Raw genomic sequence first — 24,889 nt, 5'->3', positions numbered from 1 at the left:
GCAACCATGTACGAGCAATACAAGACAGCACCAAAAAAATTCTGGCACCCGATGAGTTCTTCGGCGCCGGCGAACCGGTCCAAGACGTTGATCATCGCCCGTGGCGACGGTAACTACATCACCGATATCGAAGGCCATCGCATGCTCGATGGGGTCGGCGGTTTGTGGAACGTGAACGTGGGCCATAACCGGGCTTCAGTGAAGGCGGCCATTGCCGCGCAGCTGGACGAACTGGCTTATTACCAGACCTTCGACGGCATCGCCCATCCGCGGGTGTTCGACTTGGCCGAGCGGCTGACGTCGATGTTCGCCCAGGAAAACATGACCCGGGTGTTGTTCAGCTCCGGCGGTTCCGATGCGGTCGAGACGGCCCTGAAAATGGCCCGCCAATACTGGATCGCCAGCGGCGAGCCAGGGCGCACGCGCTTTCTGTCATTGCGCAATGGTTACCATGGCGTGCACGTGGGCGGCACCTCGGTGGGCGGCAACGGCGTGTATCACTACAACCACGGGCCGCTGCTGGCTGGCTGTCATCTGCTCGACACGCCGTGGCTGTACCGCAACCCCTGGGACTGCCGCGATCCGGAAGAACTGACCGCTCACTGCATTCGTCAGTTGGAAGACCAGATCGCACTGCTCGGCCCGCAGACCATTGCCGCGCTGATCGCCGAACCGGTGCAAGGTGCCGGCGGTGTGATCGTGCCGCCGGCGTACTACTGGAAGAGGCTGCGCGAAGTCTGCGACCGCCACGGCATCCTGTTGATCGCCGATGAAGTGGTGACGGGTTTCGGCCGCACCGGCTGCATGCTCGGCAGTCGTGGCTGGGGCGTCGCTCCCGACGTACTGTGCCTGGCCAAGGGCATCACCGCCGGTTACATCCCCATGGGCGCCACGGTCTTCAACCAGCGCATGGTCGATGCCATCGAGAACGGCCCGGGTTTCAGCAACGTAATCATGCACGGCTACACCTACAGCGGGCACCCGACTGCCTGTGCGGCGGCCCTGGCAGTGCTGGACATCGTCGAGGCCGAGGATTTGCCGGGCAACGCCGGGAAAGTCGGTGCCCAGTTGCTGGAGCAACTGCAACCGCTGACCGAACGTTATGCAGTGGTGGGCGAAGTGCGTGGCAAAGGCTTGATGATCGCCGTGGACCTGGTGGCGGACAAGGCCACGCGCGAGCCGCTTGACCCTGCAACGGGCCTGGCCTCGCGCATCGCCGAGCAGGCGCGCCTGGCCGGCGTATTGATGCGCCCGATAGGCAACAAAATCGTGATGTCGCCGCCGCTGACTCTCACGTCCGACGAGGCCGCCATGATGGTCGGCGCGTTGGACAGCGCACTCGCTGACTGCCGTTAGCCCGGCCAGCCGGTGCCGCTTGCGGTGCCGGCTCCTGCATATAAAAACAGCCTACAAGGGCGCACCACAAGGAGCTCCAGCCATGCGAAATCTATTGCGTATGGGATTTTTCGGCAGTGGCCTTGCCTGTACGCTGGCGCTCTGCGCTGCGAGTCAGGTCCAGGCCTATGAGTTGTATGCCGATGACGACACTCACCTCAACGCCGACATGCTGGCCGTGTTCGGTCTTTTCAACAGTCGCAAGAATTACGACGGCAGGCCAGGTGGTTCAACCTGGCGCGAAGGCTTCATCAAGTATGGCGTCAGCGGCGACCAGGGCCTGGCCGGCCATGGCACCGCCTACGGGGCGTTCAGCCTGGTCAGTTCCGCCACCTGGGGCGATGGCGACGCGGCCGGCAATACACTGGGCAGCGAGCGCACGACGAAGATTGAAGACGCTTACCTGGGTTGGCGTTCCGCCGATCTGTTCCCCGTATTGGGACAGGACGGTGTCGATATCTCCGGCGGCCGCCAGGTGGTCAAGCTGGGCAGGGGCTTCCTGATCAACGATGACGGGCCGAACCTGGGAAAGGGGCCTGCCGATGGTCGCTTGAATCGCGGTGGAGCCTATTACCTGGCTGCCCGGCACGCGTTCGATCAAACCGCCGTATTACGTCTGGGCGGGCAGGATGGGCTGCATGGCAGTGTGGTGTGGCTCAAGTCCGATAACCGCGCCCAGGCCGAAACCGAACTGGCCGCCGGTACGCTCGATTACACCGCCAAGGCGGGCACGTTGGGGCTGACCTGGATACATGGCCTCGACGTGAACGAGCAGTGGGCCAGCGATTTCCAGAAGCAACGCAAGGGCATGGACGTCTACAGCATTCGTGGTGAAGGTGACGCGGGCATCGAGAACGCTAGCCTGGCATTCGAATACGCCTGGCAGGACAAGGACGCCGGCCCGCAGAACGCCTGGTACGCCGAGGCCGGCTACACCTTTGCCGATCTGGCCTGGGCCCCGAAGCTGACGTACCGCTACAGTCGTTATTCCCAGAAGTGGGACTCGCTGTTCACCGGGCAGAGCACCGGCTATGGCACCTGGTTCCAGGGCGAAGTCGCGGGTAACTACGCAGGGCCCTTCAACAGCAATACGGCTATCCACCATGTCGGCCTGAAGGCCACGCCACTGGAAAACCTGACCCTCGGCGTGTTGTATTTTGATTTCAACACGGTACGCAAGGATAGCGCCCTGAACCTGGATGCCCGTGAGCTGGATCTGTATGCCGAGTGGGCGGTCAACGAGCATGTGATCATCACTCCGCTGATAGGGCTCTACAAGCCGGATCGGGATGCAACGACCGGGGCCAATCAAGTGGCGGGCAATGGCACCAACGTGTACAGCCAGGTGACGGTGGCCGTTCCGTTCTGAAGTAGGGGGTGTTCGATAAAACCTGTGGCGAGGGAGCTTGCTCCCGCCGGGACATGTAGGAGCTGCCGAAGGCTGCGATCTTTTGATCTTGATCTTTCGCTTGGGACTCAATGGGGGGGGCGAAAAGATCGCAGCCTCGCTTCGCTCGACAGCTCCTACAGGGCAGCGGTATGGCCGCACCTCCGGTTTCTAGCCGATGGCAGGCGGATTCTGCATTCTCTCGGCAATCCGCCGGGTGGTGTCCATCACCATTTCAATCACGGTTTCCTGGCGCAGCAGTTTGAAGCTGTCGGTGCTGCCGACGGCTGAAAGGCTGCCCACCACCTCGTCGAGCCCAGGGTTGATGATCGGTGCCGCGATACCGGTGAGTCCCAGGTTGAGTTCGTCGTGGGTCATGCAATAGCCGTCCTTGCGGATCTTTTTCGCCACTTTGGAGAAGCTTGCCCAGTCATAGCCGTTGTCGGGGTCGTTGGCCATGTGTTCTTCGAACAGGCGTTGCAGGCGCCGTCCCTTTTGGAAGGCGATCAGCACCTTGGATTGCGCACCGCGAAAAAACGGCAGCGGCTGGCCGCGACCGAATGCGAACTGGTAGGTGTCGTTGGGTTCGGCGATGTAGGTGTTGATGATGTGGCCGTCATAGAAAACGCTGGCGAACACCGCCAGGCCCGTGGCTTCGGACAGCTGGTGCATCAACTCGCGGCCCGCCACGAGGATCGGGTCGTACTGGCGCATCATCCAGTCGAGCTCGATGATCCGTGGCCCCAGGCCGTAGCTACCGGCATCCACCCTGACCAGCAGGCCCGCATCACACAAATCCTTGACGTAGCGGTACACGGTCGCCCGTGACAGGCCCATGCGCTCGGCGATGGTGTCGGGGTCGATCTTCAGCGTTGCCGGGTCGAACAGGTCCAGCACACTCAGCATTTTGCTCAGACTGCTCATTTCGCTCCTAAAGGGGGGGATGGCGCGTAGGTGGTCGTTGGGTGAGCACTATAGGTAGGTGCGCCGATGATGAAAAGCCCGCTCGCTCGGCGAACAGGGCGTTGCCACGATACGTCAGTGCTTGAGAAAAACATACATATTGAAGGTAGTATTTACGTCATATTTTTGCATAAATCTCAAAATAAGAGTTTTTATGTATAAAAATGCTTGAGCGTAGGGTTTTTCTGTGTGATAAATCTCAGCCACTGCAAACGCTCGATCAAGAGGGCTGGAAATGAATGGTGCGCAACTGATAGTGAACGCGGCGGTGGCGAGTGGTATCGAATACTGCTTCGCCAATCCCGGAACGACTGAAATTCCCCTGGTGGCAGCCATGGCCAGTGCGCCAGCCCTCAAGCCGGTGTTGTCCTTGTTCGAAGGGGTGTGCACCGGTGCTGCGGACGGCTATGGCCGGATTGCCGGCAAGCCGGCGATGACCCTGACTCACCTGGGGCCAGGCTTTGCCAATGGCATTGCCAACCTGCACAACGCGCGTCGCGCCAACACCCCGATCGTCAACGTCATCGGCGATCACGCGTCATGGCACGTCAATTACGATCCGCCGCTGGCCAGTGATATCCAGGCGCTGGCCGGGAGTGTTTCCGGATGGGTGCGCACATCGCGCACCGCATCGGGTGTCGGCGAAGATTTCCAAGAGGCAGTGCGTGCCGCCTGGCAAGCCAACGGGCAGATCGCCAGCCTGATTCTGCCGATGGACCTGCAAGCCAACACGGTGCAGCACGAGAAAGCCTTCACGACATTGCAGGCCCCGGTTCGCCGTTTTGCCGGTGACCGGATCGAGGCGGTCGCCCAGGCCCTTCGCGATGGCCAGCGCCTGGTGTTTATCGTTGGCGACCAAGGCTTGTCCGTCGCCGGACTCGAAGCGGCGGGGCGCCTGGCACAACTGCCAGGCGTGCGCCTGTTCGCCGAAACCTTTCCGCGCCTGAGCTATCGCGGTGGTGGTTTGCCTGACCTGGATCGCCTGCCTTACTTCCCCGAAGTGGCCATTGAGATTCTTGACCAGTACGACGCGGTGGTGTGCGCCGGCGTGCCGGACCCGATCAGTTATTTCGGCTACGAAGGCATCGCTTCTCGCCTGGCCGAACGTGAACGCCTGCTCTGCCTGGCGGAAGTAGGGGACGATGTTGCCGGCGCGCTCACTGCGCTTGCCGATGCGCTTGAAGCGCCGGCTTATGTGCCAACGCCAACCGGTATCGAGCTGCCGCCAAGCGAAGCTACGTTGACACCGCAGTCCGTGGGTCAGGTGCTGGCTGCGTCGCTGCCCGACGACTGCATCGTTTCGGTGGAAGGCGGGACGTGCGGCTATCCGTTCTTCACCGCCTCGGCCCATGCCGCACGGCATCGGGTCTTGACCAACACCGGTGGCGCCATCGGCCAGGGCATCCCGGTGGGTTTTGGCGCCGCCATGGCCGAGCGCGGCAACCGCGTGTTCTGCCTGCAATCGGACGGCAGTGCCCAGTACACCATCCAGACCTTGTGGAGCATCGCCCGCGAGCAACTGCCCGTGGTGATCCTGATCGCGGCCAACCATCGCTACGCCATTTTGCAGAACGAACTGCGCCGCTTCGGCATGACCGAGCTGGGCCCCGAGGCCCTGAGCCTGACGGTGCTGGACCGTCCACGCATCGATTGGAAGGCTTTGGCCAAGGGCTACGGCTTGCCGGCCAGCACCGTGCACACCAATGGTGAATTGCAGCGCGCCCTGGCCAACGCCAAGGCCGATGGCGGTCCTTGCCTGATTGAAATGGCCCTGTGAAGGAGCGGATATGAACCCGATTCAATTGTTACCTGCCGTCGAGAAGTTCCTGTCGCAGCCCGGGCGCCTGTTTATCGGCGGGACCTGGCAGGACGCCGCCAACGGCCGCCGGTTTTCCGTGGAAAACCCGGCCACTGAGCACATCCTGGCGGAAGTCGCCGAAGGCGGCGAACGCGACGTGGATGCCGCCGTCGCTGCCGCCCGCGCGGCCTTCACCGGGCCCTGGGCGCAGCACTCACCGGCCCAGCGCGGGTTGTTGCTGTTTCGCCTGGCGGAACTGCTCGACCAGCATCGCGAAGAGCTGGCGCAACTGATCACCCTGGAAAACGGCAAGCCAATCGCCGCGGCCCGGGGGGAAGCGGCCAGTGCGGCCAATATCATTCGTTATTTCGCTGGCTGGCCGACCAAGATCGAAGGCAGCACGCTGCCGGTATCGCCGTCCAGCGGCGCGCCGATGCTCAACTACACCTTGCGCGAGCCGGTGGGCGTCTGTGCCTTGATCGTGCCGTGGAACTTCCCGCTGACCATGTGTGTGTGGAAGCTTGGCCCGGCGCTGGCGACCGGTTGCGTCGCGGTGCTCAAGCCCGCCGAACAGACGCCTCTGGTTGCGATTCGCCTGGTGCAGTTGATCGAGGCCGCCGGTTTCCCGGCCGGGGTGGTCAACCTGCTCACCGGCCTCGGCGTGCATACCGGCGCACCGCTGGCCCAGCACCCGGACGTGGACAAGATCGCCTTCACCGGTTCGACCCAGGTGGGACGACTGATCGCCCAGGCGGCCACGGGCAACATGAAGAAGGTCTCCCTGGAGCTGGGTGGCAAGTCCCCCAACATCATCCTGCCGGACGCCGATATCGTCCGTGCCGCCAAGGGCGCTGCCGACGGCATTTTCTACAACCAGGGGCAGGTCTGCACCGCCGGGTCGCGTCTCTACGTGCACGCCAGCGTCCTCGATCAGGTGCTTGAGGAACTCCAGCGCCATGCGGCCGCCCATGTGTTGGGGCCAGGCCTGGATCCGGCCAGCAGCATGGGCCCTCTGGTCTCGGCCCGGCAATTGGGCACGGTGCATGGCTACCTGCAACGCGGCCAGGAAGAAGGCGCCGAGCTGATCTGCGGCGGTGATCGGCCGGCCCACCTGGAGCGCGGCCACTTCATCCGGCCCAGCGTGTTTCTCGACCGCGCCGAGCGCGCCTGTGTCGCCCGGGAGGAAATCTTCGGGCCGGTGCTGACCGTCATGAGCTGGACCGAGATCGATGAACTGGTGCTGCGCGCCAACGACTCGCCCTATGGCCTGGCCGCCGGGCTCTGGACCCGTGACTTGCGTTCCGCCCATCGCGTGGCCGCCCAGTTGAAGGCCGGCTCGGTGTGGATCAACTGCTGGAACGTCGTCGACCCAGCCTCGCCATTTGGTGGCTACAAGCAATCCGGCTGGGGCCGGGAAATGGGTAAGAACGTGATCGATGCCTACACCGAAACCAAAAGTGTCTTCGTCGATCTCGCCTGAGCCGAACAATCACAAGAGGAACTGCTATGGATCTGGAATTACAAGGCCGCGTGGCGATCGTCACTGGCGGTGGCATGGGCATCGGCAAGGAAGTCGCGCGCTTTCTGTCCCAGGAAGGTTGCAAGGTGGTGATCTGCGCGCGGCGCATGGAATACCTCCAGCAAGCCGCCGAGGAAATCACCGCAGAGACCGGCAACGAGGTGCTGCCGCTGTTCTGTGACACCAACCAGATGTCGGCGGTGTCCGACATGGTCGAGGCTGCCCACAAGCACTTTGGCCGCATCGACATCCTGGTCAACGGCGCCGCGGCCCCGTCCGGTGTGGTGCGCAACGACATCGAGCACGCCGGCGACGACGAACTGCTCTCGGACCTCAACACCAAGGTGATCGGCTATTTCCGTTGCGCCAAGGCCGTGACCCCGCACATGAAGGCTGGTGGCTTCGGTCGCATCATCAATATCGGTGGCCTGACCGGGCGTGGCAGCAAGGTCCTCTCGGGCATGCGCAACCTGGCCATCGCCCACATGACCAAGACGCTTTCCGACCAACTGGGCCCAGCCGGCATCACGGTCAATCTGATCCACCCCGGCGTCGTGGACACCCCGCACATCCAGGAGCTTTACGAGCGCGAAGGGATCAAGCAGGGCAAGACGCCCGAGCAGGTGGAGCAGGGCTACATCGACGCAACGCCGATCCGACGCACCCTGGCACCCATCGAAATGGGCTGGCTGATCGGTTTCCTCGCATCCCCCAAGGCCGGTGCGGTGACCGGGGAATCCATTGGTATCGACGGCGGCTTGACCCGCGGCATCTTCATTTGAGGAGCAGCAGTGATGAGTAACGGAACCCTTTTGGTCGCCACCGTAGGGCAGGCGGTCATCCGCAGCGCCGACGATGGCCGTACCTGGCATCGCCTGGGCCTGGGCCAAGACCTGGAATTCGACGCGATCACCCGCTCCCTGAGCTTGCATCCAGGGACGCCTGAGGTGATCTATGCCGGCACCGATGTCGGCCTGTGCATCAGCCGTGATACCGGAGGCCATTGGCAGCGGGTGGATTCGCCATTCAACGGCCAGACCGTCTGGAAGGTGGCCGTGGATCCTCAGGACGCACAGCGGATTTTCGTCGGCACCGGTGCGCCGTCGCGCGCGGTGCTGTGGCGCACCCTCGATGGTGGCCAGACCTGGGAACGTGCCCCGGTGGAGATCCCGGAGTTTTGCGAAGGGGTCAGCCGTCCACGCTTGCTGGCTTTCGCCTACGACCCGACCGATCGCAACCAGTTGTGGTTCGGCCTGGAAGAGGGCGGGTTGTTCCACAGCCGTGACGGTGGCGATAGCTGGACCCGTGTCGATGACCGCCTGCTGTGGGACTTCAACTCGGACGTGCACAACATTGTGGTCCTGCCCAACCACGGGCAAAAGGTCATCGTGGTGGTGTGCGTCAACGCCGTTTACCGCAGCCTCGACGAGGGGCAGACCTGGACCGGCATCGTCGCCCGGGAAACCTTCGGCCTGTACTACGTGCGTGCCATGAATGCAGCGCTGGGCAGCGAGGATACGCTCTACCTGAGCATTTCCGACGGCACCCCTGGCACGACCAGCAAGGTGCTGGTCTCCCGGGATGCCGCCCTCAGCTGGGAAGTGCTGCCACTGCCGCAACAGCCCAACTCCTGTGTCTGGGCGATTGCCTTGAACCCTGCCGACCCTCGCCAGATTGTCGCCGGCACCAAGTACGGGCATCTGTTCACCTCCGAGAACGGCGGTGACGGCTGGCAGAAGCAGTGGCGTGAATTCAGTGAAATCGCTGATGTGCTCTGGACGCCCGCGGTGGCGCAAATCAAGTCCGGGCATCAATCCATCATCAAGAAGAACTGAGGTATCGCGCGATGAAAGTCGAAGTCGTTCGTACTCACCTGTCGCTGTCCGTGAGCGACCCTGAAGTGTCGGCGCGTTGGTACGCCGACGTGCTGGGCATGCATGAAAGCGCCCGGGGTGAAAGCTGGATCATGATGGCCTTCGGTGCCAAGCACCACGATATCGCGTTGCTCCGTGCAGCACCCGGGGCCCACCAGGGCGGCCTGGGGCTGCAGCACTACGGGCTGGAGATCGCGGGCGACATGACCACCCTGCGCAAGCTCTACGGCATGTTGCTGAAGAAGGGCGTCGAGGTGGTGAAGATCACTGACCACGAGATCGGTAACGGCGTGTATTTCAACGACCCCGATGGCAATCGCCTGGAATTCTTCCTCGAGTCCGAACACGACGATGCACGCGGCAAGGCCCGCTTCAAGGCCGCTGGAGCCCCCAGCCGGCATTTCGATCTCGACCCACTTTGAAAGAGACTTCTCTTATGAAAACCGCAAATTTCGCCAGTTATCACATCCGCAAATGGTACACCTTCGTCGAGGAAACCCTGGCCAACGAAACGGGCCAGTTGGCCGATGGCGAGCCGCTGTTCAAGTACGCCATTGGCGCGGTGATCGCCAACCCTTATGCCGGCCGTTTCAGTGAAAGCCTGGCCGAGTTGATTGAGCCATCACCCTTGCTGGGTCAGGAGTTTGGTCGGCGCATCCGGGTACTGGCCGGCCAGCAAAAGATCGTCAGCTATGGCAAGGCGTGCCTGGTGGGCAGCCAGGGCGAGTACGAGCATGGCAATGCATTGTTGACCAATCCGGCGGCGGATCCGATCCGCGTCGCATTGGGCGGCGGCAAATCCTGGGTGCCTTCCACGGGCAAGCGTGGCGGGCCTGGCGTGACCATCGATGTGCCGCTGGCTCACAAGGATGCGCTGTATGTCCGTTCGCACTACGACAGCATTTCGTTGTCGTTCGGTGATGGTCCGGCGGCCGACGAATTGATCATCATCTGGGCCTTCGCCACGCGTGGACGCTTGCATGCGCGCCTGGGTGGCCTTGAGGCTGCCGACGTCAAGGGCAATGACGGCCTGTATTGAGGTACGGATCGTGGGAAGCAAACGAATGTCTGCAAACAGCCAGTTCTTCACCAATCGATCGGGGCTACGCCTGCATTATCTGTCCTGGGGCAATCCGTCGGGCATTGCGGTGGTGCTGCTCCACGGGCTGCGCTCCTATGCCCAGACCTGGGATGGCCTGGTCAATGCGTTGGGCGAGCGGTACTGCTGCTATGCCCTTGACCAGCGTGGTCGTGGCCACAGTGACTGGGCGGATGCCTCCAGTTACCGGACCGAGGCCTATGTCAACGATCTTGAAGATCTGGTGGCGCATCTGGAACTGCAGCGTTTCGTCCTGGTGGGGCATTCCCTTGGCGGCACCAATGCACTGGAGTATGCGCGGCTCAATCCGGGACGACTGCAAGCGTTGGTGATCGAGGACATCGGCCCTGGTTCTTCGGTCAGCGGTGACGGCGCCGAGCGCATTCGGCGCGAGATGAGCCAGACACCGCTGTTGTTTCCTGACTGGGAGAGTGCCGCCCAGTTCTGGCTGCAAGCGCGACCTGGCCTCTCTCAGGAGGGGCTGGCTTCCAGGTTGATGTATTCCATGAAGGAAACCCTGGCTGGAATCGAATGGCGTCACGACCAGCAAGGTATTGCCCAGGCGCGCCTGAGTATTACCCCGACCGACCTGTGGCCGGCGGTACGGGCGCTGGATTGCCCGACGCTGTTCATTCGTGGCGCCCGTTCCGATTTCCTGCCCTTGGCGACCCTTGAGTCGATCAAGCAGGCCAGTAAGTGGGTGCGCACAGAGGAAATCGCCGACGCCAGCCATTATGTGCATGATGACCAGAGCGAAATGTTCAACCTTGTCGTCATGGACTATTTGTATGACCAGTGCCTACAACCACAACAACAAAGCGGTGAATAGCGATGAAGCAGGAGAAAACCCAGGTTGTCATCGTGGGCGGCGGCCCCAACGGGATCACGGCCGCTCATTACATGGGGCTGTACGGCATCGACTGCATCGTCCTTGAGTTGGCTGACGGCGTCCTGCCGTATCCGCGTGCGGTGGGCATGGATGACGAGGCCCTGCGTGTGTTGCAGGGCATCGGCATCGCCGAACTGGCCGCGCGCGACATGATCTGCAACGTGCCCTTGCGTTACTACAATGCGCGAGGCGTGTGTTTTGCCGAGGTCAAGCCGAGCACGGCAAACTATGGCTGGCCGATGCGCAACATCTTCATGCAACAGTTGCTGGAAACGACGTTGCGCGAGCAGTTGGGCAAGTACGCCAGTGTCGAGTTGCGCCAGGGCCATGAAATGCTCGATCTGGAGCAGGATGCCGAGGGCGTGACCTTGCAGGTGCGCGATGCCCAGGGCGAGCTCTATCAATTGCAGGCGCAGTACGTGATCGGCGCCGATGGTGGACGTTCCAGCGTGCGCAAGAAACTCGGCATCGAGCTGCTGGGGCTGACCCATCCGCGCAAATGGGTGGTGATCGACACGGCCAACGACACCCTGGATGCACCGTATACCGCCCTGCATGCCGACCCTCAGCGACCTTTCGTCTGCATCTACTTGCCGTATCAGCAGCGGCGCTGGGAGTTCATGCTCCTGGAGGGCGAAGACGAGACCCGGATGTGCGAAGAGACGACGATCCGGGACTTGATCCGTGGGCATATCGGCGATGCGGTCGATCAACTGGAAATCATCCGGATCCGCGCCTACACCCATAACTCTCGGGTCGCGGCGCGCTTTGTCCAGGGCCGTGTGGCCTTGGTGGGGGATGCGGCGCATATTTCCCCGCCCTGGGCCGGGCAGGGGCTCAATTCGGGCCTGCGTGATGTCGCCAACGTCACCTGGAAACTCGCCGCGATCCTTCAAGGGCGGGCGTCGCCGACGATTCTTGCCAGTTACGACCAGGAGCGCCGTGGGCACGCGACCGATCTCATCGCGTTGGCCGACAACATGGGCGCGGTGCTGGGGCTGACCAACCCGTTGATGGCCGGTGTGCGGGACTGGTTGTTCCAGGCCGTCAACAGCGTCGACAACCTTCGCTCGCACTTGCTGGAATTCAAGTTCAAACCCAAGGCGACCATCACCAAAGGCCTGGTGCATCACGAGCGTGCCGAGCTGCATGAGGATGATCTGGTCGGGCAGTTGTTCATCCAGCCGTCTGTCGAGGACGCCCAGGGTCAGCGCCGGCGCCTGGACGATGTACTGGGGCATTCCTATGCGGTGCTGGGGTATCGGGTCAATCCGAGCGAACAGCTCAGCGAGCAAACCGCCGCCTGGTGGGCGCGCTGGGAGACGCGCTTCATCCAGATCAATCGCTCGCGCAGTGGCGTGGGGCGTAATCAACCCTTGTCCGCCAGCGGCGCCATTTGCGTCGAGGACATCGATAATCGCTTGGGCGAATGGTTTGCCAAGGTGCGTGACTGCGTTGTGGTGGTGCGGCCAGATCGGTTCGTTGCCGCGATCACCACACCCGAGCGGCTCGAAGGCGTTTTGCGCAAACTGGCGGAGCAACTCTCATGAAGCGTGAGGATGATTTCCTGATCCGGCTCCACGATGCTGCGCAGGTCGTACACGCCTTGCCTTCGTTGGAACCTCAGGCCCTCGACCTGTCGGCGGGCTATACCTTGCAACGCGAGGCGCTGCGCCGGCGCCAGGCCGCTGGTGAGCGGTTGACCGGGTGGAAAGTGGCCTTCGCCGGCCGCGCCGCCCAGGACCGTTTCGGTATTGATGAACCGGTATTGGGCGCGCTGACCGATGCCATGGCTGTGGAACCCGGCAGCACGGTGCCCCTGGCACGGCTGATCCAGCCCAAGCTGGAGATCGAGCTGGCGTTTGTCCTGGGGCGCACGCTGGTGCCAGATTTCTACAGTGACGAGGACATCCTCGCCGCCATTTCCGAGGTCGCGCCGGCATTCGAAATTGCCGATTGTCGCTGGCAGGGCTGGCGTTTCGGTGTCGGAGCGTTTCTTGCCGACAATGCCGCCGCGGGGCTGTATTGCCTCGGGGCCAGGGTGGGGTTCGATCCGGATCGACTGCCCGAAGTGAACTATCGCCTGGTGCATGACGGCGTGTCCTGTGGTGAAGGTAACGTCCTGGCGCGCGAGGACACACCTCTGGCGAATCTGTGTTGGCTGGTCCGGCGGTTGCTGGCCGACGGGCAGCGCGTTGAAGCGGGGCAGGTGGTGCTGTCCGGGGCGTTGTTGGCGCCGATGGACGTCAGGGCAGGCGAATATCGTTTGCACATGCTTGGCACGGAACTGGCTTTGGTTTTCCGACAATAAGAACGGTTCACGAGTCCGTGGCGGGGGAGCTTGCTCCCGCTGGGCTACGCAGCAGACCTGTTTTGTGAGCGCTTCGCGCTCAAGCGGGAGCAAGCTCCCTCGCCACAGGTTTATCGACCTCTTTGGATATCAGCACCAGGGTTAAGCACAGCACCACCGAGGAACAATGATCATGTTCGCCGAAGTCCGTACCTTCAATGATCCTCAGCAACACGCCGGTTCGATCCTGGGCTGGCAACAGGTCTATGACCAACTCGGGCGTGGCTGCCTTTCCAGCGAGCTGCGGCAGGTGTGCGCCGATCGTTTCCAGATCTTCCAGGAGGTGCTGGATAAACGTGTAGTGCAGCGCGGTTGCGCGCCAAAAGGGCGTTTGTGCATTGCCATGTCGCTGGGCGGCGCGCCGGTGGTCCAGGGGCACCAGGTGGGCGCCCACAGTGTCGTGCTATTGCGCGATGGCGAGGACTTCGTCTTGCACGCCCCGGAGGGCATGCACTTCTTTGCGGCCAATGTCGACACGGTGCGGTTCGCCAAGCTGGCGGCCTACGAACTGTCGAGCGAACAGCTCAAGCGCCTGCAAAGCGTGTCCCAGGTCAGCGTGGATGAGGCGGTGCTGCGCCGCGTGCAGCAAAGGATCCACCCACTGTTTCGTCAGCTTCTGGAACAGGCGGACGCGGTCAATCCGGCCTCGGAAAAAATCCTCGAGGACGTGCTGCTCAACGCCTTTCTCGACTTGTTCAGTCACGCTTCGGACGAGGTGCGTGGCCGGCGCGGCAATTTTGCCGTCAGTGCCTATCTGGTCAAGCGTTGCCAGGAGCTGGTCGTCACCAGCGCAGAGGTGCCCTTGAGCATCCTCGACTTGTGCGAGCAATTGCGGGTGAGTCGCAGGACCCTGCAGAACAGTTTCCAGGCGGTCACCGGGATGCGTCCGGTGGAGTACCTGCGCAACCTGCGGCTCAATGCCGTGCGCCGGCGTTTGATCACGACCCGTGCGGCGGCATTGAACGTCAGTGAAATCGCCGTGGCGATGGGGTTTTTCCACCTGAGTCATTTTGCGGCCCATTACCGGGCGCTGTTTGGCGAGTCACCCTCAGATACACCCAGGGCACCTGCATGATGGGCTGCCGCCTGCGGTGTTACCGAAGCGTCATCCTGCACACATAAAGGGCAGCCACTGAGCTGTTTGGTAGCACAGGTGTGCGGCCAAGCCTATGGCAGGGCTTTAAGGCTGGCAGTGGTTTTCCTCTGAAAATTCCTTCAAATCAAACACTTGCACGATTATTCGTGAGCTTGGCACGCATTCTGCTTTTTTGAATCCATGGATAATTGGATACAAAAATTCAAAAGGTGCTGCCATGCAATTTGCCCCGACTTACGCTGAACGTCCGCCGATGACTGCCGAGGAAGAGGCCTACAACTTCCTGCTCGATGCCATTTGTGGCGGTCGGTTACGCAAGGGCGACCGGCTGATTGCCGAGGACATCGCCAACGAAATCGGCATGAGCCGGATGCCGGTGCGCGAAGCCTTTCGCCGTCTGGATGCCCAGGGGCTGGTGACCCTGCGACCCAATCGCGGGGCGATTGTCAGCGGCCTGGACATCGATGAGTTGCACGAAGTCTTCGAGATGCGCAGCGCCCTGGAAGGCCTGGCAGTCCGTGTCGCGACAGCCAGAATTGGCGAGCGCCAGTTGGCTGCCTTGGAGCGACTGCTGGACGAGATGGACGATTACCGCGAGGAAAGCGCCGAGTGGGTCAGCCGCCATCGCGCGTTCCATGAGTACCTGTGCAGCCTCAGCGGTCGTCCGCGATTGCTCAAGCAGATCAGCGCGCTCTATTCCCTGATCGAAGCGCCCATGCGCCTGTGGCTGCAGCATGTGGAAAAGCCCCTGAGTGCGCGCCAGGAGCACATGCTGATCCTCGATGCCCTGCGTGCGGGCGACGCCGACAAGGCCGAGGCGGTGGTGCGTGCGCACATCGAAGGCACCGTCCCTGAATTGATCGAGTTCCTGCAATCGAAAAAATAACGAGAGCGGGCTCCGAGCCTGCCCGTGTTCTGACTTTGAGTACTGCCCGTTACTTACTGAACTGGAGTGTCTGGTCATGCATAAGCCTCGCCTGTTGGTTGCCGCTTTATCCTTGGGTTTCTGTGCACAGTGGGCGGTTGCCGCGCCCGTTGTCCCGGAGCGTTTGCTCAAGGTCGATAAACTCGTCTACTGCTCGGGCATGGATTCGCCGCCGCTGGTGTCCTTCGATGAGGCGCAGAAACCCAAGGGACTGACCGTGGACCTGGGGCTGGAAATCGCCAAGCGCCTGGGCGACAAGAAGGTGGAATGGCGGGTCATTCCCTTTTCCGGGCTGCTCCCCGCGTTGCTGGCTCGACAGTGCGACATGATCGTCGACCAACTGTTTGACAAGCCCGAGCGCCGCGAGGTGATCGACATCGTCAACTACATGTATTCCAGCCAGGCGGTGGTGGTGCCCAAGGGCAATCCAAAGGGCCTCAAGACGCTGGCGGATCTCTCCGCAGACAAGGTCGCGGTACTTAACGGTTCCACCATCAAGACCCTGCTCGACGCCGAGAGCGAGACCCTGGCCAAGGCCGGCAAGCCGCCTATGAAACTGGTGGTCTACAACTCCGACACCGATGCCTTCCAGGCTCTGCGCATCAGCCAGGTCGACGCCTACGGCACCACCGTGGAAACCGCCGGTTATTACGCCGCCATGGCGCCCGATCTGTTCGAGGAGGGCGTGCCAGCCTTCAGCCGGATTCTCACCGGCCTGGGCATTCGCAAGGACGACCCGCAACTGACCGCCGCCGTGCAGCAGGTCATCGGCGATATGCGCAGCGACGGCAGCTACAGCCAACTGCTGGGCAAATGGCATGTCGCCAGTGACACGCTTGATTGAGGTGAACCACCGATGAATTTCAATTGGGATGTGTTCTGGCAGTACCTGTTGCAGCCCAGTGGGGTGTACCTCACCGGGCTCTGGCTGACCTGCCTGATCAGTGTGCTGGCGATGCTGCTGGGCTGTGCCCTCGGGCTGGCCGCCGCGCTGTTGCGGTTGTCGAGGAACCCGTTGCTGCATTTGCCAGTGCGCTTTTACGTGTGGCTGATGCGCGGCACGCCGTTGCTGGTGCAGATCGTCTTTCTCTATACCGCGCTGGCCGCTGGCGGGATTTTCCGCTTCGAAGACATCGACCTCTTTGGGCTGGTAATCCCTGGCAATATCCAGGCGGCGATCATTGCCCTGGGTCTCAACGAGGGGGCCTACATGGCCGAGATCATCCGCGCCGGCATCGGTGCGGTGGACAAGGGCCAATACGAGGCCGGGCGCTCGCTGGGCATGACCTTCGCCAAACTGATGCGCCGCATTGTCCTGCCCCAGGCGTTCCGGGTCATCGTGCCGCCGCTGGGCAACGAGTTCAACGTGATGCTCAAGAACACCACGCTGGTCAGCGTGATCGGCGTACAGGAATTGTTGCTCAGTACCCAGATGGTCACGTCGGCGACGTTCCGGGTGTTCGAACTGTATCTGGTGGTGGCGATCTACTTCTTGTTGCTGACCACGCTGTGGGGCTTTTTCCAGCGCTGGCTGGAAGCCCGTTTCGGTCAGTCGGACCGGCCCTCGTCACCGCCGCCGGCTTCGACGCGGATGTTCGGTCGCAGCACCCTGAACCTGCTGAGGGCACGTTAACCATGGCGCATAAAAGCGAAGAGCTGATTATCGAGGCGCTGGATGTCCACAAGTCCTTCGGCGAGCTGCAGATTCTCAAGGGCATCTCCCTGCAAGTGCGGCGCGGCGAAGTGGTGGTGCTGATCGGCGCTTCGGGCTCCGGCAAGACCACCTTCATACGTTGCATCAACCTGCTGGAGGACATCCAGGGCGGGCGGATCCGCGTCAACGGCCGGGCCATGGGCTATCGCGAGCGGGCCGACGGCAGCCTGGTGCGTGAGTCGGAGCGCAACATCGCCCGTCAGCGGCGGGACATCGGCATGGTCTTCCAGCGCTTCAACCTGTTTCCTCACATGACGGCCCTGGAGAACATCATCGAGGCGCCGATCCAGGTGCTTGGCGTGACTCGCACCGCAGCGCTGGAGCAGGCCCGCGGCCTGCTGGAGCGGGTCGGCCTGGCGGACAAGGCCGATCACTACCCGTCGATGCTTTCCGGCGGCCAGCAACAGCGGGTGGCGATCGCCCGGGCCCTGGCGATGAAACCCCAGGCCATGCTGTTCGACGAACCCACCAGCGCCCTCGACCCGGAGACTGTCGGCGAGGTGTTGCAAGTGATGAAGGAGTTGGCCGAGGAGGGGATGACCATGGTCGTGGTGACCCATGAAATGGGCTTTGCCCGGGAAGTGGCCGACCGTGTGGTGGTCCTGGACCAGGGCGAGCTCATCGAGCAGGGGCCGCCGGAGCAGATTTTCTGTCACCCCATTCATCCTCGTACCCGGGCTTTTCTCAGTCGCGTGTTATGACTTTTCCCGGCCACTGAATTCCTGTATCGAAGAGCCTCCGCCATGCTGAAATTTTCTGCCCACCAATACCCTTATCCGTCGCAACGCCAGAGCGTTTTCGCCCGTCGGGGCATGGTCGCCGCGTCCCAGCCCCTGGCTGCTCAGGCGGGCATCGAGATCATGCAAAAGGGCGGCAATGCCATCGACGCCGCCATCGCCACGGCAGCCGCACTGACGGTGGTCGAACCCACCGGTTGTGGCATTGGCGGTGACGCCTTCGCGCTGGTCTGGTGCAAGGGCCAGTTGCACGGCCTCAACGGCAACGGCCATGCGCCGGCCGCCTTGAGCATAGAGGCGGTCAAGGCCGCCGGCCACGGGCAGATGCCGCTCTATGGCTGGACACCGGTGACCGTCCCGGGCTGCCCGTCGGCCTGGGCCGAGTTGTCCCGACGCTTTGGCAAGCTGCCCTTTGCCGAGCTGCTGCAACCGGCGATCAGCCTGGCGCGGGAGGGCTTTGCGCTGTCGCCGGTGGTTGCCCATCAATGGCAGGTTGCGGTGAACGAGTTCACGCCCCATCGGGATGCCGTCCTCGAGGCCTGGTTCGATACTTTCCTGATCGATGGCCAGGCACCACAGGCCGGGGAGGTTTTTCGCAACCCGGCCCAGGCGCGCACCCTTCAGGAATTGGCCGATACCCGCTGCGAGAGCCTGTATCGCGGCGCGTTGGCCGAGCGCCTGGACGCCCATTCCCGGGCCAGCGGCGGCTATCTGCGGGCCTCGGACCTCAAGGATTATCGTGCCCAATGGGTGGACCCCATCCACGTCAATTACCGAGGCGTGGATGTCTGGGAAATCCCGCCAAGCGGGCAGGGCCTGGTGGCCTTGATGGCGTTGAAGATTCTGGAAGGTTTCGACTTCGATCACCGTGACAGCCAACAGACCTGGCATCGCCAACTGGAAGCGATGAAGCTGGCCTACAGCGACGGCCTGCACTACATCACCGATCCTTTGCACATGCGCGTGGCGGTGGCTGACCTGCTCAGCGATGACTACAGTGCCCACCGTCGTCGACAGATCGGCGAACAGGCCCAACCGCCCGCGCCCGGCGACCCCCACGCCAGCGGCACGGTGTACCTGGCGACCGCGGATGGGGAGGGCAATATGGTCTCGTTCATCCAGAGCAACTACCACGGGTTTGGCTCCGGTGTGGTGCTGCCCGACAGCGGTATTGCCTTGCAGAATCGAGGGCAGGAATTCAGCCTCGATTCGACCCACGCCAACTGCCTGGCCCCAGGCAAGAAGACCTTCCATACCATCATTCCCGGTTTCCTCACCCGCAATGGCGAGGCCCTCGGTCCCTTCGGCGTGATGGGCGGCTACATGCAGCCCCAGGGGCATGTGCAGATGGTCATGAACCTGGTGGATTTCGGCCTGAACCCGCAAGCGGCGCTGGATGCACCGCGCTGGCAATGGCTGGGTGGGATGAAAGTCGGGATCGAGCACGGGGCCTCACGGGACCTGGCCAATGCCTTGGTTCGACGGGGGCATGAGGTTCAGATCGCCAGCGACCTGACCGACTATGGCCGCGGCCAGATCATCCTGCGCGACCCGGTCAGCGGGGTGCTGTGTGGTGGTACCGAACCCCGGGCGGATTCGCATATTGCTGTTTGGTAAATGCGCGATCCGCCGACGCCTGGAGTGTCGGCAGGTCGCGTTTGCCGCTCAAGCCTCAGTAAGGATTGCAGTACTGTGCGACAGCCCTGGCCTGGTCGACGTAAGGACGTGCCGGCTCAAGGTTCCACTCGGGTTTGTCCCTGACGGGTTTGCCATCGAAGGTTGCCGCCAGATGACACACCAATTGCCGGCGGAGGGACCCACCGTAGACGCTGTATTGCCGCCATTGCCCGTCGTCTTTGTGCTTGTTGTACAGCTCGGCAAACATCCTGTCGGTCTGGTCATCCTTGATCGCGCGACCACAGGCCGTGGGCACGACCTGGAGCGACCAGGTGTCGGGCCCAAGCTTCGGATCAGGACGTTTTACCCAAGTGCTGGATTCGATGTAGCGGTCACAGAATTGTTGCGTGGGTGGTGGCGTGGTTCGGGTGCAGGAGAACGTGGCCTTGCTGCCCGGCGTCCTGGGGAAGTCGATCTTGATGACGTTGCGATCCTTGCCGGTCTTGTCCTTGTAGTCCCGTTGGTTGGCCAATGCATCGTTCAGGCCACGTTGATCGCTGTAGAAAAACGCCAGGATCGGCAGTGCATCGTCTTTCGGGTTACCCAGGCGCAGTTCGGTCTGGGTTTGAAACTCGCGGGTATTGATGACTTGCCGGGCGCCCATGAAGTTTCGAAACGCGTCGACCCGTTCCCGGCTGCTCATGGGGTTGCGCATATTGAAACCACATTGCAACTGGTCTTGCCTGCGGTCGTTGTTGAACCGGGTGAAATGCGCGACCCAGGCATTGGCGTTGAGGATAGGCGGCGCCATGGCCTGGCAGACCGCCTCTGTCTGGGCGGTGTTTTTGTTGTTGCCGCAGCCTCGGTCATCGCGAAAGTCGGTCCAGGCATCGTTCGGAAATGCGCAGTAGATGTGCACCGGGGTTTCCGGTTCACGTACCTGGTCGATCGGCGTGATGATGTAGCCGTTCTGGGTGCTCATGCCAGGATCTTCATAGCTGATGCCATCGACCCGCATCCAGGAGGCGGCAAAGGTGCCCAGCTCCTTCGCTTTCGGGCTTGGATTCCAGACATCCCATTTCTCGCCCTTCGCCGGATTGGCGCGGTGAGTGCCCCTGATCAGCAATCCCGAACAATCCGAGGCCGGGTCTTGCCGGCAACTGTCGACGGTGTTGTTGTACAACCCCTCCACCCGTTTCAGCGTCTCTTCGCACGACTCGGCATTGGCTGCTGTCGTTTGCCAGAACAATGGGAGGACGAGCAGTGGCGTGATCCTGTTCAAACGTGTCTTCATGACGTGACTTCCTTGTGGTGGAACCAGTAGCCGGCACGGCATTCCATGCCGGGGAAAGAGAAAACAGAAGGGTTCGTGGCGCCCGGCCGACGGGTTTCATTGAACCTGTCGCGGGCATCGGCGGTGTTATGGGCGAGGGCAACTCAACGCGAGAGCGAATGGCAACCGGCCGCAGCATCGAGTTCCTGGTGGATGTTGTAGTTGGGGTTGATGCGGGGCTTCAGCGGATCATGCGGCGACTGGGCAGCTACCGCATGGAACGCCAGGGGCGGGGTAAAAAACGCACGAGCAGCTGCGCACATGTCGACACTCCTTGTCGAACGAGATGGGTGAGTTTCAAGGTAGTCAACCGATTCCCGCAGGTCAAATCAACGCCTTTCCTCCAGGAGCCATTCCCGAGTGAATCTTGATGACGACCTTGCCCTTCGATCGTCCTTGTTCGACATAGCTCAAGGCATCGGCTGTCGCCTCGAAGGGGAAGGATCGGTCAAGCACCGGCTTGATACTGCCGGACTCGACGAGCGTGGTGATTTCACGCAGTTGAGAACCGCTGGCACGCATGAACACGAAGGCGTAGCTCACACCTTTTTGGCGGGCCTTGCGGCGTATACCGCTGCTCAACAGGCCCATGATCAGTCTCAGCACCCAGGAAAATCCCTGGGCCCGGGCGAACTGTGGGGTGGGTGGTCCTGAGATGGAGATGAGCTGGCCGCCAGGTTTCAGGATCTTCAGCGATTTCTCCAGCTCATCGGCGCCCAGGCTGTTCAACACGACGTCATAGTCCTGCAGAACGTTGGCGAAATCCTGTTGCTTGTAATCGATGACAACGTCCGCGCCCAGGGCTTTGACCCACGGCACATTGGCGGTGCTGGTAGTGGTCGCAACGAAGGCGCCGAGGTGCTTGGCAAGCTGGATGGCGAGGGTGCCGACGCCACCTGAGCCGGCCTGGATGAAGACCTTTTGGCCTTTCTTCAATCGGGCGGTTTCAACCAGTACCTGCCAGGCGGTCAGGGCGACCAAGGGCAGGGCGGCGGCTTCTTCCATGCTGATGTTTGCCGGTTTCACGGCCAGGGCATTTTCGTTCACTGAAATCTGCTCGGCGAAGGTGCCGATATGCCCATCCGGGGCGCGGGCATAGACTTCATCGCCCGCCTTGAATTGCTCGACACGGGATCCCACGCGGACCACGACCCCCGCCAAGTCATGACCCAATGCCAAGGGAAATGAGTAGGGCAGGATCAGTTTGAATTCGCCTTTGCTGATCTTTGAATCCAGCAGATTGACGCTGGCGGCCTGCACGCGGACCAGAACGTCATGGTCACCCACGTCAGGGGCCGGTAGCTCGCCGATACGGCCACTGTGCTTGCCGTAGCGGTCGATTAAAAATGCCTTCATGGTGCTTTGCTCTCATAAGGGATGCGGCGCAGTGATCGCCCGGCCCGGCATCCGGAAATACCGGCGCTGTCCTTCGCGCCGGCGCCCGCTAAACAATGATCACGCCGGGTCTTGATAGCGTTCGGCAACATGGGACTGCCGGATTTGCCCGAGCAGGCCTTGACGCGCGGCCTGCAAGGCATCCCAGCGTGCTTCTTCATGCAAGGGCGGGATGGTCACCGGCTCGCGACGATCAAAACCGACCAGCGCGGCATCGACCAGGTCACCGACTTCCATGACTTCATTCAGGGTGTTGATATCGATGCCCGCGCGTTCCCAGATCTCGGTACGGGTGGCCGCTGGCAGGACGGCTTGTACGTAGACGCCTTTCGGAGACAGCTCCAGGCTGAGTCCCTGGGAGAGAAACAGCACGAACGCCTTGGTCGCGCCGTAGACCGACATACCGAACTCCGGTGCCAGGCCAACGACGGAGCCGATGTTGATGATCGCGCCGTCACCCGCTTTGACCAGGCGTGGGGCGATGGCGCTGGCCAGCCGGACCAGCGCGGTGGTATTGAGCGACACCAGGTGCGCGACACTGTCGGTCGACTGTTCGATGAAGGTCCCGGATTGGGCGGCGCCGGCGTTATTGACCAGGATGCCGATGTTGGCGTCATCGCGCAGCCGGGCTTCGACGGTTGTCAGGTCGCCGATCTGGGTCAGGTCGGCCTGGAGAATATCGACGGCAACGTTGTGTTCGCTGCGCAGCTTGGCGGCCAGCGCTTCCAGGCGCGCGCTGTCGCGGGCCACCAGGACGAGATCGTGTCCACGTTGCGCAAAGCGCTGGGCATAGACAGCGCCAATACCGGTGGAGGCGCCAGTGATGAGAACAGTTGTGCGAGTGTCCATGGAGATTCTCTTCTTCAAGGTATTGATGAGCGAGTCGCGCGCTGTTGTTCAGGCGCGCGGTCGGGTCTGGCCAGTGTTACTGCGTGCTGGATTCAGCGAGCGTTGGATAATCGATGTAGCCCGTCGCACCACCACCGTAGAGGGTAGCGGGATTGAAAGCCGACAAAGGCGAACCGGTTCTGAGCCGCTCCACCAGGTCCGGATTGCCGATGAACGGCCGGCCGAAGGCGATCAGGTCAGCCTTGTCCTCGGCGAGTCGTGAGGTGGCCAGGTCCAGGTCGTAGCCGTTGTTGGCGATGTAGGTTTTTTTGAAGCGCTGGCGCAAGGCACCAAAGTCGAAGGGCGCAACGTCGCGCGGCCCACCGGTCGCGCCTTCGACCACGTGCAGGTAAACGATGTCGAGGGCGTTGAGCTGGTCGACCAGGTAGTCGAACTGGGCCTGTGGCTCGCTGCTGGACACACCATTGGCCGGCGAGACCGGCGAGATGCGCAGGCCGGTGCGGTTGGCGCCGACTTCGTCCACCACTGCCGCGGTCACTTCCAGCAGCAGGCGAGCACGATTTTCAATCGAGCCGCCGTAGGCATCGGTGCGCAAGTTGGCGCCGTCCTTGATGAACTGGTCCAGCAGATAGCCGTTCGCGCCGTGGATCTCTACGCCGTCAAATCCCGCGGCGATGGCGTTCGCCGCCGCCTGGCGAAAATCGTTGACGATCCCGGGCAACTCGCTGATGTCCAGCGCTCGCGGTTCGGAAACGTCCTCGAAACTATTGTTGACGAAGACCTTGGTCGCCGGACGCAGGGCGGAGGGGGCCACCGGCGCCGCACCATTCGCTTGCAGGTCGACGTGGGAAACGCGGCCGACATGCCACAGTTGCAGGAAAATCCGCCCACCTTTGGCATGCACGGCCTCGGTGACCGTGCGCCAGCCGTCGATCTGTGCCTGGGTGTAGATCCCGGGTGTGTCCTGATAGCCCTGTCCTTGCTGGGAAATCTGTGAAGCCTCGGAGATCAGCAGGCCTGCCGACGCTCTCTGGCTGTAGTAAGTGGCAGCGAACTCGCTCGGTACAAAGCCTTGCCCCGCACGGTTACGTGTCAGCGGCGCCAGGACCACTCGGTTGGAAAGCGTGAGATCACCCAACGTGTAGGGCGTGAACAGGATCTGGTCGGTCATGACGTCTTGTTTCCGTAGGTTTGGATAAAGGGAGCGCGTGCAGCCTGGCGAGGTGAGCGCGACTTTTCATTAGGATGATGACCGAAATCTAAACTGTCAACGAATTTGATTATGTTCGACATCTATGTATGATGTGAGCATGATTTTCGAGCAGCACGAGGGAGTGAAAAATGAGGGTGACCAAGGCCCAGGCCCAGGCAAATCGGGAGCACATCGTCGAGACGGCCTCTGTCTTGTTTCGCGAGCGAGGCTTTGACGGCGTAGGTGTGGCGGACCTGATGGCGGCCGCCGGCTTCACCCATGGCGGGTTCTACAAGCATTTCGGCTCCAAGGCCGACTTGATGGCCGAAGCGGCAGCTAGCAGCCTTGCGCAGTCGCTGACCGACAATGCGGGCATCGACGTGGCTGATTTCGTCGATCTTTACGTGTCCAGGGATCACCGTGACGGCCGGGGTGGTGGTTGCACCATGGCGGCACTGTGTGGCGACGCTGCCCGTCAATCGCCCGAACTGAAGGCTACCTTTGCCAACGGTATCGAAAACACGCTGGCCGCGCTCGAAAGCCGGTACGAGGCCGGGCAAGACGCGCCGCAGGAAGCGATCAGGGCAAAAATGCTCGACATGTTGGCGCATGCCGTCGGTGCGATCATGTTGTCGCGTGCCTGCCCGGACGATTCCGCGCTGGCCGATGAAATCCTCGAGGTATGCCGCGCCCGGATCATCGCGGCGCTGCCGCCGTCGCCCGCGAAGCAGCCTTGAGGGCAGGGCGCCGGATGCCG

At 62.1% G+C, this 24,889-nt stretch carries 24 protein-coding genes; 18 read left to right on the top strand and 6 right to left on the bottom strand.

Going from position 1 to position 24,889, the window contains the following annotated elements:
• Window positions 1-6: 6 nt before the first annotated feature.
• Both F7R20_RS01520 and F7R20_RS01515 read left to right on the top strand, forming a co-directional pair.
• Window positions 7-1,356, top strand: coding sequence for an aminotransferase class III-fold pyridoxal phosphate-dependent enzyme (locus tag F7R20_RS01520; protein WP_003200789.1), 1,350 nt, complete (start codon window positions 7-9; stop codon window positions 1,354-1,356).
• 82 nt (window positions 1,357-1,438) lie between these two features.
• Window positions 1,439-2,764: an alginate export family protein gene (locus F7R20_RS01515; protein ID WP_003200790.1), complete on the top strand. Its 1,326-nt coding sequence runs from the start codon at window positions 1,439-1,441 to the stop codon at window positions 2,762-2,764.
• Between the two features lie 189 nt (window positions 2,765-2,953).
• Here F7R20_RS01515 and F7R20_RS01510 read toward each other — a convergent pair whose 3' ends face one another.
• Window positions 2,954-3,706 carry an IclR family transcriptional regulator gene (locus F7R20_RS01510; protein WP_003200792.1) on the bottom strand — a complete coding sequence of 251 codons (753 nt, stop codon included), beginning with the start codon at window positions 3,704-3,706 and terminating at the stop codon, window positions 2,954-2,956.
• Window positions 3,707-3,980: 274 nt separating this feature from the next.
• Between F7R20_RS01510 and F7R20_RS01505 the strand changes: the two genes are divergently transcribed.
• The 15 genes from F7R20_RS01505 to F7R20_RS01435 all read left to right on the top strand — a co-directional run bounded on the left by F7R20_RS01505 (window position 3,981) and on the right by F7R20_RS01435 (window position 19,363).
• Window positions 3,981-5,522 carry an acetolactate synthase large subunit gene (locus F7R20_RS01505; RefSeq protein ID WP_003200794.1) on the top strand — a complete coding sequence of 514 codons (1,542 nt, stop codon included), beginning with the start codon at window positions 3,981-3,983 and terminating at the stop codon, window positions 5,520-5,522.
• 10 nt (window positions 5,523-5,532) lie between these two features.
• On the top strand, window positions 5,533-7,023 hold the full coding sequence (locus tag F7R20_RS01500; protein ID WP_003200795.1) for an aldehyde dehydrogenase family protein: 1,491 nt from the start codon (window positions 5,533-5,535) through the stop codon (window positions 7,021-7,023).
• Window positions 7,024-7,049: 26 nt separating this feature from the next.
• Complete coding sequence (locus tag F7R20_RS01495; protein ID WP_003200796.1) at window positions 7,050-7,844, top strand: SDR family NAD(P)-dependent oxidoreductase; 795 nt, start codon at window positions 7,050-7,052, stop codon at window positions 7,842-7,844.
• A gap of 12 nt (window positions 7,845-7,856) precedes the next feature.
• Complete coding sequence (locus F7R20_RS01490) at window positions 7,857-8,897, top strand: VPS10 domain-containing protein (protein ID WP_003200797.1); 1,041 nt, start codon at window positions 7,857-7,859, stop codon at window positions 8,895-8,897.
• A gap of 11 nt (window positions 8,898-8,908) precedes the next feature.
• Window positions 8,909-9,358, top strand: a complete 450-nt coding sequence (locus tag F7R20_RS01485) for a VOC family protein (RefSeq protein WP_003200799.1) — start codon at window positions 8,909-8,911, stop codon at window positions 9,356-9,358.
• Between the two features lie 14 nt (window positions 9,359-9,372).
• Window positions 9,373-9,975, top strand: coding sequence for an amino acid synthesis family protein (locus F7R20_RS01480; protein ID WP_003200801.1), 603 nt, complete (start codon window positions 9,373-9,375; stop codon window positions 9,973-9,975).
• Window positions 9,976-10,000: 25 nt separating this feature from the next.
• Window positions 10,001-10,864 carry an alpha/beta fold hydrolase gene (locus F7R20_RS01475; RefSeq protein ID WP_003200803.1) on the top strand — a complete coding sequence of 288 codons (864 nt, stop codon included), beginning with the start codon at window positions 10,001-10,003 and terminating at the stop codon, window positions 10,862-10,864.
• 2 nt (window positions 10,865-10,866) lie between these two features.
• Window positions 10,867-12,474, top strand: a complete 1,608-nt coding sequence (locus tag F7R20_RS01470; RefSeq protein ID WP_003200804.1) for a bifunctional 3-(3-hydroxy-phenyl)propionate/3-hydroxycinnamic acid hydroxylase — start codon at window positions 10,867-10,869, stop codon at window positions 12,472-12,474.
• A complete protein-coding gene (locus F7R20_RS01465; RefSeq protein ID WP_003200807.1) occupies window positions 12,471-13,235 on the top strand; it encodes a 2-keto-4-pentenoate hydratase in 765 nt (254 codons plus the stop codon). The genes F7R20_RS01470 and F7R20_RS01465 overlap by 4 nt, the downstream gene beginning before the upstream one ends.
• Window positions 13,236-13,407: 172 nt before the next feature.
• Entirely contained in the window at window positions 13,408-14,349 is a 942-nt protein-coding gene (locus F7R20_RS01460; RefSeq protein WP_003200808.1) for a helix-turn-helix domain-containing protein, read from the top strand.
• A 238-nt stretch (window positions 14,350-14,587) separates the two neighbouring features.
• Complete coding sequence (locus F7R20_RS01455; protein WP_003200810.1) at window positions 14,588-15,256, top strand: GntR family transcriptional regulator; 669 nt, start codon at window positions 14,588-14,590, stop codon at window positions 15,254-15,256.
• Window positions 15,257-15,332: 76 nt separating this feature from the next.
• Window positions 15,333-16,139: an ABC transporter substrate-binding protein gene (locus F7R20_RS01450; RefSeq protein ID WP_003200812.1), complete on the top strand. Its 807-nt coding sequence runs from the start codon at window positions 15,333-15,335 to the stop codon at window positions 16,137-16,139.
• 12 nt (window positions 16,140-16,151) lie between these two features.
• The gene (locus F7R20_RS01445) at window positions 16,152-16,928 is read left to right on the top strand and encodes an amino acid ABC transporter permease (protein WP_003200814.1); all 777 of its coding nucleotides are present in this window, start codon (window positions 16,152-16,154) and stop codon (window positions 16,926-16,928) included.
• Between the two features lie 2 nt (window positions 16,929-16,930).
• Window positions 16,931-17,710: an amino acid ABC transporter ATP-binding protein gene (locus tag F7R20_RS01440; RefSeq protein ID WP_003200817.1), complete on the top strand. Its 780-nt coding sequence runs from the start codon at window positions 16,931-16,933 to the stop codon at window positions 17,708-17,710.
• Between the two features lie 42 nt (window positions 17,711-17,752).
• On the top strand, window positions 17,753-19,363 hold the full coding sequence (locus F7R20_RS01435) for a gamma-glutamyltransferase family protein (RefSeq protein WP_003200819.1): 1,611 nt from the start codon (window positions 17,753-17,755) through the stop codon (window positions 19,361-19,363).
• Between the two features lie 55 nt (window positions 19,364-19,418).
• On the opposite strand, the gene F7R20_RS01430 is transcribed toward F7R20_RS01435, so the two are convergent.
• From F7R20_RS01430 to F7R20_RS01415, 5 genes are all read right to left on the bottom strand, one after another.
• Window positions 19,419-20,657, bottom strand: coding sequence for a DUF2599 domain-containing protein (locus tag F7R20_RS01430; protein ID WP_003200821.1), 1,239 nt, complete (start codon window positions 20,655-20,657; stop codon window positions 19,419-19,421).
• Between the two features lie 143 nt (window positions 20,658-20,800).
• The gene (locus F7R20_RS31545) at window positions 20,801-20,959 is read right to left on the bottom strand and encodes a hypothetical protein (protein WP_003200823.1); all 159 of its coding nucleotides are present in this window, start codon (window positions 20,957-20,959) and stop codon (window positions 20,801-20,803) included.
• Between the two features lie 61 nt (window positions 20,960-21,020).
• Window positions 21,021-22,052: an NADP-dependent oxidoreductase gene (locus F7R20_RS01425; protein ID WP_003200825.1), complete on the bottom strand. Its 1,032-nt coding sequence runs from the start codon at window positions 22,050-22,052 to the stop codon at window positions 21,021-21,023.
• 99 nt (window positions 22,053-22,151) lie between these two features.
• On the bottom strand, window positions 22,152-22,940 hold the full coding sequence (locus F7R20_RS01420; protein ID WP_003200827.1) for an SDR family NAD(P)-dependent oxidoreductase: 789 nt from the start codon (window positions 22,938-22,940) through the stop codon (window positions 22,152-22,154).
• A gap of 76 nt (window positions 22,941-23,016) precedes the next feature.
• Complete coding sequence (locus F7R20_RS01415; RefSeq protein ID WP_003200828.1) at window positions 23,017-24,111, bottom strand: alkene reductase; 1,095 nt, start codon at window positions 24,109-24,111, stop codon at window positions 23,017-23,019.
• 170 nt (window positions 24,112-24,281) lie between these two features.
• Between F7R20_RS01415 and F7R20_RS01410 the strand changes: the two genes are divergently transcribed.
• On the top strand, window positions 24,282-24,869 hold the full coding sequence (locus F7R20_RS01410) for a TetR/AcrR family transcriptional regulator (protein ID WP_003200831.1): 588 nt from the start codon (window positions 24,282-24,284) through the stop codon (window positions 24,867-24,869).
• Window positions 24,870-24,889: the final 20 nt, after the last annotated feature.

The organism is Pseudomonas brassicacearum subsp. brassicacearum (genome assembly GCF_008801605.1).
Classification (GTDB): domain Bacteria; phylum Pseudomonadota; class Gammaproteobacteria; order Pseudomonadales; family Pseudomonadaceae; genus Aquipseudomonas; species Aquipseudomonas brassicacearum.
This window is presented reverse-complemented; position numbering and strand designations above follow the sequence as displayed.